This window comes from Bradyrhizobium sp. BWC-3-1, assembly GCF_032917965.1.
GTDB classification, from domain to species: Bacteria; Pseudomonadota; Alphaproteobacteria; order Rhizobiales; family Xanthobacteraceae; genus Bradyrhizobium; species Bradyrhizobium canariense_D.
This window is the reverse complement of record NZ_CP136625.1, coordinates 1,700,406-1,711,926: the sequence shown is the minus strand read 5'-3', so window position 1 is coordinate 1,711,926 and position 11,521 is coordinate 1,700,406. Positions and strand designations below refer to the sequence as shown.

The following is an 11,521-nucleotide window of genomic DNA, read 5'->3' as shown; positions in this document are numbered from 1 at the left end:
GTAAGCCACGCCGACCCATTCGGAGCTACTCTTCCGCCGCGTGAAGCAATTCACAATCAAACCACAACAAGATGGTTAAAGTCCTCGAGCCGCGCGACGTGATGTCGGCAGAGCCGCATTGGTCTCGCGAAACGTCCTTTACATCGAAAGGGCATCCCATGAAGAACTCGTCGTGGACCATCTTCCGCCTCTCATTGATTGTATCGCTGCTCGCAGCGTCGGCGCCGCTTGCGCGCGCCGACGTGATCATGGATTGGAATGCAAAGGCCGACGCGATCGCCACTGAAAAGCAAATCCTTCCAGCGCCCCACAGCCGTGTCTTGTCTATGATGCACGTCGCGATGTTCGAGGCGGTCAACGCGATCGATCGCCGGTACGCGCCTTACAAGCTTGCCCTATCCGCGGATCGTTCGACGTCGCGGGAAGCTGCGGCCGCAGTTGCGGCTCACGACGTGCTGCTGTCGCTCTATCCGGACCTCAAGCCGGAGCTGGATGCGGCGCTGACGAGTTCTCTGGTGCCGATCGCCGACGGCGAGTCCAAGATCGCGGGCATCGGCCTCGGCAAGGAGGCCGCGATGCAGATCATCGCGCTTCGTGAGAACGATGGCAGCGCCGCCCTTGAAACTTACCGGCCCCTGACAACGGCGGGTGCCTACGTTCCGACGACCGTCCCGCTGTTCTCGATCGCGGGCGCGACGACGCCCTGGGTCATGACGTCCGGATCTCAGTATCGCCCCGGCCCGCCGCCGGCGCTCGGTTCAGAGCTGTGGACCCGGGACGTCAACGAAATCCGCGAGGTCGGCAGCCGAACAAGTGTGATCCGGACGCCCGAGCAAACCACGGTCGGTCGATTTTGGTTCTTTGTCGGTGCCCGCACCTACAATCCGATCGTGAGGCAGGCGGCAACGGCCAAGGGCATGGATCTCGTCGACTGCGCCCGGCTGTACGCGCTGACCTCAATTGCCGGCAACGACGCCTTCGTCGCCGTTTTCGACGCGAAGTACCACTACAATTTCTGGCGGCCGATCACGGCCATACGCAACGCCGACCTGACATCGAACGCAGCGACGCCTCGCGACGCATCCTGGCTGCCGCTGGGGGACACGCCGATGCATCCGGAATATCCCTGTGCTCACTGCATTACGTCGGCAGCGATTTCGACCGTGCTCCAGACCATCGTTGGAGATTTCGGCGAGTTCTCGGTGACCAGCCCCACGGCACCAGGCGTCACCCGCAAATGGACGCGGCTCCAGGACTATAGCGACGAAGTCTCCAACGCCCGTATCTGGGCCGGCTTTCACTATCGGTTCTCGACCGAGATCGGCAAGGAGATGGGCCGGAAGATCGGCGCGCTGACCGTCGCCACGCAGCTTCGCGGCGTGGAAGCGATGGCGGAGCCGAGGCGTTAGCCGGTTGCCACACGCTCAACTTCGTTCTGGCGAAAGCCGGGACGACGTGGAAGGCACGGTGCGTCCAATTCCGTGGACCGGCGACATGGCCGCACCGCGTTCTCCGACTAGGTCACACCGGCGCCAGGCCCTATAAGCCCGCGTGAGAACCACGCGAGGGTCAACATGTCTCAAGCTCAAATCACGGACTGGCTGGCGACGCAACGGCAGGCGATGATCGACCTGCTGCGCGATGTCGTGAACATCGATTCCGGATCCTATGACAAGGAAGGCGTCGATGCGGTCGGGGCGCGGTTCGAGCAGCATTTCGCCGAGCACGGCATTCCGTTCCGGCGCGAAAGCCACGCCACATTCGGCGATGCCATCCACGCCGAAGTGGCAAAGCCCGGCAGCAACGAGAAGCCGGTGCTGTTGATGGGGCATCGTGACACCGTGTTCGGCAAGGGCGAGGCCGGACGGCGTCCGTTCACGATCCAGGGCAGGCGCGCCTATGGTCCCGGTGTTGCCGACATGAAGTCCGGCGTCGTCATGAACATATTCGTGGCAACCGCCTTCCACAAATTCGGCGGCAACCCGCACCCGATCAAGCTGCTGATCACCTCGGACGAGGAGATCGGCTCGCCCTCCTCGCGGCCGGTGATCGAGCGCGAAGGCCGAACCGCGCGCGCCGTGTTCAATTCCGAGCCGGGCCGTCCGACCGGCAATATCGTCACGGGACGCAAGGGCGGCATCTTCATGCATTTCGCCATTATCGGCAAAGCCGCGCATTCCGGGGCCAATTTCGCCGCCGGCGTCAGCGCAATCGGCGAGCTCGCGCACAAGATCGTGCAGATCCACGCGCTGACCGATCTCGACAAGGGTATCACGCTCAATGTCGGCCTTGTTTCGGGCGGGCAGTCCGTCAACACCACGGCGCCTTACGCGGAAGGACAGATCGATCTGCGCTATGTCGATCCGGCGGACCGCGCGAGGGTGATGGCTGCGATCGAGACCATCATCGCGACACCTTACGTGCCTGGCACCAGCGCGACGCTGACGGTCAAAGGCGAGTTCGTGCCGGTGGTACAGAGCGCCGATTCAAGGGCGCTGTTCGAGAACTATCAGGCCGCCGCAAGGCAGGCCGGCCTCACCACGCTCCAGGGCGAGTTCTCCGGCGGCTGCGCCGATTCCGGCTTCACCGCCGCGGTCGGGACACCGACCATCTGCGGGCTCGGCCCGGTCGGCGGGCTCGCGCACTCGCCGGAGGAATATCTCGAGCTCGACAGCATCGTGCCGCGCGCACAGGCGCTGGCGCTGGCGATCTTGCGGGGGTAAAAACAGGTGCCGCGCCCGCCCGCGAAAACCTCACGAATAGCTCGGCGCATCCGGCCTGCGGAAGATCTGGATGGGGTCGCCCGGCACGATCGGATGGCCGCTGAACATCGCATAGGCATAGAGCGCGAGATAGGCGATCGCGAGCGCGCCGACCGCATAGAAGGCCCAGGTCGCGACGCGTTTCATCATTGCGCTCCATTGCTGTCCCGGCGGGAGGCTCAGGCAGCGCTTCTAGAGCGATGAGGAGGAAAACGCCAGCCTGCACGGCCTGTCGCCGGCGGCGATCAAATGCCGCGCCGGACCTGGGTGGGAACGCTGACGTCCGCAAGCCGGAGTGCGTCTTCGTCCTGATCCACCGCCACGTACTGGCCGTGCCAATAGGCCAGCGCAGCGTTGCGGGTCGAATTCCTGACGTCTCTGACACGCCCGATGATGATCCCGTGCGAATGGCGCTCGAAGATCTCCTCGACCTCGCAATCGACGGCGGACAATGCGCCAACCAGCAGCGGAACACCCGAGACCGCCGTCACCCATCTGGCGCCCGCGAAACGATCGGCACCCTTGAGCCCGCCCTTGCCGGCAAAGCGCTCGGCGATGTCGAGCTGATCGGCCGCGAGGATGTTCACGCCGAAGGCGCCGTGGCGCCGGATCAGCGGGAAGGAGGAGGCGTCGCGGTTGATGCTGACGATCAGCGTCGGCGGATCGACCGAGAACGAGCTGACCGAGGTGACGGTCATGCCGGTGATGTCCTTGCCCCGTCCGGCGGTGATGACGCTGACGCCGCCGGTAAGGTGGCGCATGGCGCCGCGGAAATCGGCGGAGGAGACGGCATTTTCGGTCATGAGATCGCGGGGCACTACATTCATGGCTTCGTCCCCAAGCGGGGTCCCTGTCTATCTAGGTACGATCGTCCGCCGACAAAAGGTGGCTCAGGATCGAGCCTTCGAGACCCGCGAGCTCGGCCGAGCCGCGTTCGCGCGGTCGGGCCGTGTTAACCACAACGTCGTGGGCGATCCGCCCTTCCTCGATCACCAGCACCCGGTCGGCCAGCGCGACCGCCTCGGCGACATCGTGGGTCACCAGGATCGCGGTAAAGCCCTGGTCGCGCCAGACGCGCTCCAACAACCGCTGCATCGAGATGCGGGTCAACGCGTCCAGCGCGCCAAGCGGCTCGTCGAAGGCGAGCACACGGGGACGCGAGACCAACGCGCGGGCAAGAGCTACGCGCTGCTTCTGGCCGCCCGACAGTACCGAGGGCCACTGGTCGCGCTTGTCGGTCAGTCCGACTTCGGTCAACGCCTTATCGGCGCGTGTATGCGCATCACTGGATGAACGATCGCGACCGAGGCCGACCTCGACATTGGAGAGAACGCGGGCCCAAGGCAACAGCCGCGGCTCCTGGAACATCACGCGAATATCCTCGGGCTTCACGGCGTCGCCGAGCGAGATACTGCCGGCGTCGAACTTCTCCAGGCCCGCGATGAGGCGCAGCAGCGTGCTCTTGCCGCAGCCGCTTTTTCCGACGATGGCGACGAACTGGCCGGCGGGGATGTGCAGGTCGATGCCGCGCAGCACCTCGTTGTCGCCGTAGGATTTGCGCAGGCCACGGATGCTGAGCGGCAGGCCGCTCGTTTGCACTGGGCGCTCCTCGCGCACGACGCGGGCGTGAGGCGCGAAATGGGAACGGCTGGCGAGTTCGGTGTCCGGAAGGGAGGTACGAAGGGCTGTCTGCATGTGATTCCCAGTATGTCTGCTCAGCGTTTCCAATAAGCGGGGTGCCAGGAGAGCGTCAGGCGCTCCAGCACGCGGGAGGCGCTGTCGGCGAGCTTGCCGAGCAGCGCGTAGATCAGGATCGAGAGCACCACGACGTCGATCAGCATGAACTCGCGCGCCTGCATCGCCATGTAGCCGAGGCCCGAGGACGCCGCGATGGTCTCGGCGACGATCAGGGTCAGCCACATGATGCCGAGCGCGAAGCGGATGCCGACGAAGATCGAGGGCAGCGCGCCCGGGAAGATCACCCGGCGAAACAGCTCGCCGTCGCTCATGCCGTAGATGCGGCCCATCTCGATCAGCTGGGGATCGACGGTGCGGATGCCGTGCAGCGTATTGAGGTAGATCGGGAAGAACACGCCGAGCGCCACCAGGAACAGCTTCGCGCTCTCGTCGATGCCGAACCACAGGATGACCAGCGGGATCAGCGCCAGATGCGGCACGTTGCGCACCATCTGCAGCGTGGTGTCGGTGAGCTTTGACGACAGCTGCGACAGGCCATTGGCGAGGCCGAAGGCAAAGCCGATGCTGCCGCCGATCAGGAAGCCGATCGAGGCGCGCCAGAACGAGACCCAGATGTTGCGAACGAGCTCGCCGGAGAGCAGCAGCTTCCAGCCCGCAAGCAACACGTCGCTCGGCGCCGGCAGCACCCGCGTCGGCACGAAGCCGGTGACGCCGGCGACCTGCCAGATCGCGATGATGGCTAGCGGCACGATCCACTGGATCAGGCCGTCCACGCGCGGCAGCCGCAAACCGCGCGGGAGCGAAACGTTGTCGATCAGGCTCATGATTGCGATACCTGCTGCTGCGGACGATAATCGCTGCCGACCGTTTCACCAAAAGGACCACCGTTGAAGTGAAGCCTGGTCACGTTGCTGGGCTGCTCCAGCGAGAGCAGCGGGAACACCAGCTCGGCGAAACGATAGGCTTCCTCCAGATGCGGGTAGCCCGACATGATGAAGGTATCGATGCCAATGTCCTGATACTCCTTGATACGGGCCGCGACCGTCTGGGCGTCGCCGACCAGCGCCGTGCCGGCGCCACCGCGCACGAGGCCGACACCGGCCCATAGGTTCGGAGCGATCTCGAGCTTGTCGCGCTTGCCGCCGTGAAGCTGCGCCATGCGCTGCTGGCCAACCGAATCCATCCGCTCAAAGTTCTTCTGCGCGGTCGCGATGGTCTCGTCGCTGACATGTCTGATCAGCTCATTGGCCGCTCGCCAAGCCGCGTCATTGGTCTCGCGGACAATCACGTGGAGCCGGATGCCGAAGGATAGTTTTCGACCGCGAGCTGCTGCGACCTCCCTCACCCTCGCGATCTTCTCGGCTACCAAGGCCGGCGGTTCGCCCCAGGTCAGATATTTGTCGACGGTGTCGACGGCGACGTCGATGCCGGCATCCGACGAGCCGCCGAAATAGAGCGGCGGACGCGGCGACTGCACCGGAGGAAACAGCAGCTTTCCGCCTTCGACATGGATGTGCTTGCCCTCGACATTGACGGTCTTGCCGGCGAGCAGCTCGCTATAGACGCTGAGGAACTCGCGGGTAACCTCGTAGCGCTCGTCATGGGCGAGGAAGATGCCGTCGCCCTTGTTCTCGACGGGATCGCCGCCGGTGACGACGTTGACCAGAAGCCGGCCGTTGGTGATGCGGTCGAGCGTCGCGGTCATGCGCGCGGCCACGCTCGGCGATTGCAGGCCGGGCCTGACCGCCACGAGATAGCGCAGCCGCTCGGTGAACGGCGCGACCGAGGACGCCACGATCCAGGAATCCTCGCAAGACCGCCCGGTCGGCAGCAGCACGCCGAAATAGCCGAGCTGGTCGGCGGCCTGCGCGATCTGGCGTAGATAGTTGAAATTGACCTCGCGGCCGCCGATGCCGGTGCCGAGATAGCGGCCGTCGCCGTGGGTCGGCAGGAACCAGAGGATGTTGGCGTTCGTTTGCTTGCTCATTTGCTTGCTCATGATCCTGGCTTCCGCGCCACGTCGGAAATCTTGATGGATTTGGGGATCAGGTTGAGCGCGAAGAACGCGTCCGCGACCTGCTGCTGATCGGCGATGACGGCATCGGTCAGCGGCTTGATGCCGTAGGATTGCCGCTTCAGCGCGACCTCGACCACCGGGACTGACAGGCCGATCGAGGGCGCCAGCTGCTCGGCAACCGCGTGGATATCGCCCTTGGCCCAATCGTCGACCGCGCTCAGCTCGGCCAGCACGGCGTCGACAATCCTCGGATTGGCTTCGAGGAATTTCTTCGAGGAAAAATAGAACTGGTAGTTGGCGACGATGCCGGTGCCGTCGGTAAGCGTGCGGGCGCTGGTGGCGGCTTCCGCGGCGGCCTGGAACGGATCCCAGATCACCCATGCATCGACTGCGCCGCGCTCGAAGGCGGCGCGCGCATCGGCCGGCGCCAGAAACACAGGCTCGATCTCGGAATATTTGACGCCGGCTTTCTCCAGCGCCTTGACCAGGAGGTAGTGGACATTGGAGCCCTTGTTGAGCGCGACCTTCTTGCCCTTGAGATCGGCGATGGATTTCAGCGGGCTGTCTTTTGGCACCAGGATCGCCTCGCCCTTCGGCGCCGGCGGCTCGTAGGCGACATACTGGATCGGCGCGCCGGCGGCTTGCGCGAAGATCGGCGGGGCTTCGCCGGTGTTGCCGAAATCGATCGCGCCGATATTGAGCGCCTCGAGAAGCGGCGGGCCGGAGGGGAATTCGGTCCACACCACCTTGTAGCCGTCGGCAGCTAACTTCGGCTCCAGCGTGCCCTTGCTCTTGAGCAGCACCAGCTTGCCGTATTTCTGGTAGCCGATGCGGACGACCTTGTCCTGTCCGTAGGAGGTGCCGACCGCGGCGGCGACGATGCCGATCGACAGCACGATGGCCGCGATCAGACGCTGGATGATACGCCTCATGTTCAAACCCTTTTGAATGGGAAGGCTGGTTGGCACGATCAGGCTGCCGGGTTGCGCCAGACGATGTCGCGGATCACGATCGGCTTCGGGATCAGGCCGAGCCTGTGGAAGCGGTCGGCGACGCCCTGCTGGGTCGTGACGATGTCGTCGGTGACCGGGCCGACCACGAAATTCGCGCGATTGGCGGCGACGGTCTGGATGTCCAGTGGAACGCCGGTGACCGCGGCGAGCGATTTGGCGACCTCGTCGCGGTGCTGTTCGGCCCATTGACCAGCCGCGGTCGTCACATCGATGATCTGCTGCAGGATGGCGCCGTGATTCCTGGCGAATTCGCGGTTGGCGATGAAGAAGGAATTGGTCTTGGTGACTTCGCGCGCATTGATCAGGATGCGGCCGCCCTGCTTGGTCTCGCCGATCGCGAAATACGGATCCCAGATCGCCCAGGCCTCGATGCTGCCATTGGCAAAGGCAGGCCCGGCATCCGGCGGCGTCAGATAGACCGGCGTGATATCGGCATAGGTCAGGCCGGCTTTCTCGAGCGTCTGCACCACGATGTTGTGGGCGCTGGAGCCCTTGGTGAAGCCGACGCGCTTGCCTTTCAAGTCGGCGATGCCGCGGATCGGCGAATCCTTCGGCACCAGGATGCCCTGCCCGTTGGTGATGGGCTGGCCGGCGGCATAGACGATCGCCGCGCCCGCGGCCTGGGCGAACACCGGCGGGGAGTCGCCGACCGCGCCGAAATCGATGCTACCGACATTCATTGCCTCCATCATCGGAGGCCCCGACGAGAACTCGACCCATTTCACGTCGATGCCCAGGGGCGCGAAATGCTTTTCCAGGGCGGCCTGCTGACGCGTGATAACCAGCACGCCGGTCTTCTGGTAGCCGACACGAATGTCCTTCACCGCGCCTTGTGACGTTGCTTGCGCGTTGGCGTGCGAAACGAATGCGGCGGCTGCCGCAGTTCCAACGGATAGTTTGAGAAAATCCCGACGTTGCATCCGACACTCCCGGCCGCGTGCGGCCGTCCTTCATTCGTGCTCGGGAATGATGGGGCGGCTTATCGGAGGTGTCGAGACGCGCGGAAAAATAGCGATGCATGCACTGCGCACGTGGCGGAGCGCATGATTAATCTTTCGATCCACGGAGCGAACGCAGGGGATATTTTTCCGCACGCGAATGTGAAAAACGCACGCAACCGAGCCGAGAAATTAAAAATCGCGAAAACAACCCCATGCACAGTAGCCGGGGCGCGCGAAAACAATGACTTACGCTTATCCGAAATTGACCTTGACTCGTCGGGCAAAACAGGAGCAGGATGGCATCGTGGCGGCGTTGCGGATGGACCGGTCCCTGCCGGCCTAATGCAGCCATCTCACCGGTAGATTCTGCAGCCCGCGAAAGGCCCATCCGCCGATCCGTACCGGCTCGTCGTCGGCGATCTCGAGCCGGCCGGCACGGGCGAACAAGGTCGGCAGTGCGACGTCGGCAATCATGGCGCGCGAGGCCCAGGCGCCGGCGCAGAAATGCGGACCGGCGCCGAACGCGACGCTCTTGGCCGTATCACGCCGCACGTCGAACTGGTCGGCGCGCTCAAAATGCTTCTCGTCGCGGTTGGCGGAGCCGAACATGAGGAATACGCGTTCATCGGTTTCGAACGCGACGTCGCGGATCGTCCACGGCTTTGCGATGCGCCGCGGCGACATGCCGATCGGCGAGATCCAGCGGGCATATTCCTCGAAGGCCTGGAGCCACGTCACCTCGCCCTTGCGCACGAGATCGAGCTGGTCGGGATGGGTCAGCAGCGCCCACACCGTGCCGGCGATCGCCTTGCGCGGCTCGTTCTGGCCGCCGGAGATCGCGAGCTTGACGTTGGCGCGCACGCTCTCCATCGCCATGCCGGACGCGAGGAGCACGCCGAGGATACTCTGGTCGGGATGCTTGCGCATCACCGGCAGGATGTCGTCGATCGCGGCATCGATGCCCGACGTCGCCGCATGGCAACGCGCCTCGACGGCCGCGTCGCCGCTGTAATTGGCGATGCCCTCGATCATGCCCTGTGACCAGGCGTCCATGTCCGCAAAGCCGATATTGGTGAGGCCGGTGATCGACTTCAGGCATTCGCCTGAGAACGGCAACGCGAAGTCGCGCATGAAATCGATCCGCCCGGGCGCGATCGCGTCGATGATGCGATCGGCATGGGCCTGGAACAGCGCGGTCCAGTGCGCCTTCACCGTCTTCGGCGACACCGTTGGAAACATCGCGCGGCGCTCGACCTGATGCGCCTCGCTGTCCTTGCGCATCATGTTGTGGCCCATCAGCCGGTTCATCAGGCCCGCGGGCTGGTGCGAGGAGAACACGTCGATCTGCTTCTCGGAGATCGAGATATCGTCGCGGCTCGTCAGCAGTGTCGAGCCGAGCTGCGGCACGAAGGCGATCGGCGCCTCCTTGCGCATCGTTGCCAGCATCGGATATGGATCGGCCCAGAATGCGGCCGGGTCGATGTCGATGCGCGGCGCGGTGCTCAAGCTTCGCTCCATTGCTGGTTAGCCGCCAAGGCTAGCGGCTTCACGAGGCGCCGTCTGTCCCCAGCGATTGGGACAGCTTCAGTTCAGGCTGCGCGGGCCGGCGAGCAGGCGCAGCACGATCGCAAACAGCTCGCTTTGTGACGAGATGCCGAGCCGCTCATAGGCGCGCTTGCGATAGGTTAGCGTCGAATGCAGGCTGATGCCGAGCGTCTGCGAGATCGCCTCGGAGCTGAAGCCGGAGAGGATGCGCCGGCAAACGTCCTGCTCGCGCGGGGTGAGGCTGGCGAGCGGCGCGCGCGTCGCGAAGAGCGCGGCGAGAGACTGCTCGGTCGTCGCAGCCGAGCCGTGCTGGAAATGGCGTGCCACGCTCGCACTGATGGCCGGTGCGATGGCCTGAAGCCGCGCACGCTGGGGGGCGCTGAAGCGGCCCTGGACAGCGATGCGATAGAAATTGACGTAGAAGCAGGTGTCGTCGACCCAGATCGCCGTCGCGCATTTGTCGACGATGCCGGAATCCACAAAGAACATTTTTCGGTAGCGGGCGCCGTACATGCGCGGCGCGAAGGCGGGCAGCACGAGCGTGGCGCGGCCCTCGCCTTCGAACAGCGCATCGCGGTTGGGATCGGATTGGTGGAACTGGCCGGCATAGGCAGCGCCGAGATCGCCGCCGATCGGGATGTTGCCGGCATCGAGCAGGCAGTGTGCGGCGCCCGCGCGGCTCAGCGCGAACACCATGCAATGCCCGACCCCGGCCTGCCGACGCAACGTCTCGATCAGGACATCAGGGAAATCCGGGCGACCGATGGCAAGCACCGCGGGCGTGACATCCCCAGCTGCCGGATTTGCGGGCGTCCCGCGAGGGCGCATCGTTTTCTCCCCATCGCCTTTTGACGAAATTTATCAGCAATGGCCGCGCAGCGGAAGGCGGGTGTCGCCCGATATCTCCTGCCACGTCGCCGAGCCGGCGGACGAAGGGGCTCAGGAAGCACTTTTGCGCAGAATCCTGTCCATTGCTTTTCCCTTGGCCAGCTCATCGATCAGCTTGTCCAGGTAGCGGATCTCTCGCATCGTGGGTTCTTTGACGTCCTCGACCCGGACGCCGCAAACCACGCCTGTGATCAGGGTTCGCGAAGGATTGATCTTGGGGGCCTTCGCAAAGAAGGTTTCGAAGTCCGTCCCCTGCTCCAGTTGAGCTTCCAATTCCGTCTGACCATAGCCCGTCAGCCAGGAGATGACCTGATCGACCTCTGCTTTGGTACGTCCTTTCTTCTCCGCCTTCGCAACGTAAAGCGGGTAAACGCTTGCGAAGCTGGTGGTATAGATCCTGTGTTTCGCCATAACCACTCCATGGATCTCGCTGCGGCCGAAGGCCTTATACGATATCATCGATGGAGTTGCCTGTAGAGGTTCTGACTGAGAAGCCCCGCGAAGCAATATACGGCGGCAAATGCGCTCCATCAAAGCGCCCGTGATATCGGTCACTGAGCGTTCAAGGCAGTTGCGGCACTCTGCATCGTGCCAGCGCAACCACCTTCCGGGCGGCCGCTGAGGTGACTGTCTCGACAGTGTTTTGCCGGCACCCCC

The 11,521-nt window shown here is 64.2% G+C and carries 12 protein-coding genes; 2 read left to right on the top strand and 10 right to left on the bottom strand.

Annotation, left to right across the window (positions count from 1 at the left end; genetic code table 11):
- Positions 1 to 158: 158 nt before the first annotated feature.
- Together RX329_RS08305 and RX329_RS08300 are read left to right on the top strand one after the other, a co-directional pair.
- Entirely contained in the window at positions 159 to 1,409 is a 1,251-nt protein-coding gene (locus tag RX329_RS08305; RefSeq protein WP_085359390.1) for a vanadium-dependent haloperoxidase, read from the top strand.
- Between the two features lie 165 nt (positions 1,410 to 1,574).
- Positions 1,575 to 2,723: a M20 family metallopeptidase gene (locus tag RX329_RS08300; RefSeq protein WP_085359392.1), complete on the top strand. Its 1,149-nt coding sequence runs from the start codon at positions 1,575 to 1,577 to the stop codon at positions 2,721 to 2,723.
- Between the two features lie 30 nt (positions 2,724 to 2,753).
- Here RX329_RS08300 and RX329_RS08295 read toward each other — a convergent pair whose 3' ends face one another.
- The 10 genes from RX329_RS08295 to RX329_RS08250 form a co-directional block, all read right to left on the bottom strand.
- Entirely contained in the window at positions 2,754 to 2,912 is a 159-nt protein-coding gene (locus RX329_RS08295) for a hypothetical protein (protein WP_018453881.1), read from the bottom strand.
- Between the two features lie 95 nt (positions 2,913 to 3,007).
- The gene (locus tag RX329_RS08290; RefSeq protein ID WP_026232615.1) at positions 3,008 to 3,589 is read right to left on the bottom strand and encodes a flavin reductase family protein; all 582 of its coding nucleotides are present in this window, start codon (positions 3,587 to 3,589) and stop codon (positions 3,008 to 3,010) included.
- A gap of 31 nt (positions 3,590 to 3,620) precedes the next feature.
- The gene (locus RX329_RS08285) at positions 3,621 to 4,457 is read right to left on the bottom strand and encodes an ATP-binding cassette domain-containing protein (RefSeq protein ID WP_085349192.1); all 837 of its coding nucleotides are present in this window, start codon (positions 4,455 to 4,457) and stop codon (positions 3,621 to 3,623) included.
- A gap of 20 nt (positions 4,458 to 4,477) precedes the next feature.
- Entirely contained in the window at positions 4,478 to 5,284 is an 807-nt protein-coding gene (gene ssuC, locus RX329_RS08280; protein WP_085359394.1) for an aliphatic sulfonate ABC transporter permease SsuC, read from the bottom strand.
- On the bottom strand, positions 5,281 to 6,459 hold the full coding sequence (ssuD, locus tag RX329_RS08275; protein WP_085359396.1) for an FMNH2-dependent alkanesulfonate monooxygenase: 1,179 nt from the start codon (positions 6,457 to 6,459) through the stop codon (positions 5,281 to 5,283). Before ssuD ends, ssuC begins: the two co-directional genes overlap by 4 nt.
- A complete protein-coding gene (locus RX329_RS08270) occupies positions 6,456 to 7,409 on the bottom strand; it encodes a sulfonate ABC transporter substrate-binding protein (RefSeq protein ID WP_085359398.1) in 954 nt (317 codons plus the stop codon). Before RX329_RS08270 ends, ssuD begins: the two co-directional genes overlap by 4 nt.
- Positions 7,410 to 7,447: 38 nt before the next feature.
- A complete protein-coding gene (locus RX329_RS08265) occupies positions 7,448 to 8,410 on the bottom strand; it encodes a sulfonate ABC transporter substrate-binding protein (protein WP_085359400.1) in 963 nt (320 codons plus the stop codon).
- Positions 8,411 to 8,770: 360 nt separating this feature from the next.
- Positions 8,771 to 9,937 (bottom strand): cytochrome P450, encoded by a 1,167-nt coding sequence (locus RX329_RS08260; protein WP_198957614.1) that lies wholly within the window; start codon positions 9,935 to 9,937, stop codon positions 8,771 to 8,773.
- 78 nt (positions 9,938 to 10,015) lie between these two features.
- Positions 10,016 to 10,804: a helix-turn-helix transcriptional regulator gene (locus tag RX329_RS08255; protein WP_085359404.1), complete on the bottom strand. Its 789-nt coding sequence runs from the start codon at positions 10,802 to 10,804 to the stop codon at positions 10,016 to 10,018.
- Positions 10,805 to 10,915: 111 nt separating this feature from the next.
- Positions 10,916 to 11,275, bottom strand: coding sequence for a DUF2200 domain-containing protein (locus RX329_RS08250; protein ID WP_085359511.1), 360 nt, complete (start codon positions 11,273 to 11,275; stop codon positions 10,916 to 10,918).
- Positions 11,276 to 11,521 lie beyond the last annotated feature (246 nt).

What these genes read in the sequence shown, in the direction of transcription:
- RX329_RS08255 (WP_085359404.1), bottom strand. Translation starts at nt 10,804, where the DNA reads ATGCGCCCTCGCGGGACGCCCGCAAATCCGGCAGCTGGGGATGTCACG.
- RX329_RS08305 (WP_085359390.1), top strand. Translation starts at nt 159, where the DNA reads ATGAAGAACTCGTCGTGGACCATCTTCCGCCTCTCATTGATTGTATCG.
- RX329_RS08265 (WP_085359400.1), bottom strand. Translation starts at nt 8,410, where the DNA reads ATGCAACGTCGGGATTTTCTCAAACTATCCGTTGGAACTGCGGCAGCC.
- RX329_RS08250 (WP_085359511.1), bottom strand. Translation starts at nt 11,275, where the DNA reads ATGGCGAAACACAGGATCTATACCACCAGCTTCGCAAGCGTTTACCCG.
- RX329_RS08295 (WP_018453881.1), bottom strand. Translation starts at nt 2,912, where the DNA reads ATGATGAAACGCGTCGCGACCTGGGCCTTCTATGCGGTCGGCGCGCTC.
- RX329_RS08290 (WP_026232615.1), bottom strand. Translation starts at nt 3,589, where the DNA reads ATGAATGTAGTGCCCCGCGATCTCATGACCGAAAATGCCGTCTCCTCC.
- RX329_RS08270 (WP_085359398.1), bottom strand. Translation starts at nt 7,409, where the DNA reads ATGAGGCGTATCATCCAGCGTCTGATCGCGGCCATCGTGCTGTCGATC.
- RX329_RS08285 (WP_085349192.1), bottom strand. Translation starts at nt 4,457, where the DNA reads ATGCAGACAGCCCTTCGTACCTCCCTTCCGGACACCGAACTCGCCAGC.
- ssuC (WP_085359394.1), bottom strand. Translation starts at nt 5,284, where the DNA reads ATGAGCCTGATCGACAACGTTTCGCTCCCGCGCGGTTTGCGGCTGCCG.
- RX329_RS08300 (WP_085359392.1), top strand. Translation starts at nt 1,575, where the DNA reads ATGTCTCAAGCTCAAATCACGGACTGGCTGGCGACGCAACGGCAGGCG.
- ssuD (WP_085359396.1), bottom strand. Translation starts at nt 6,459, where the DNA reads ATGAGCAAGCAAATGAGCAAGCAAACGAACGCCAACATCCTCTGGTTC.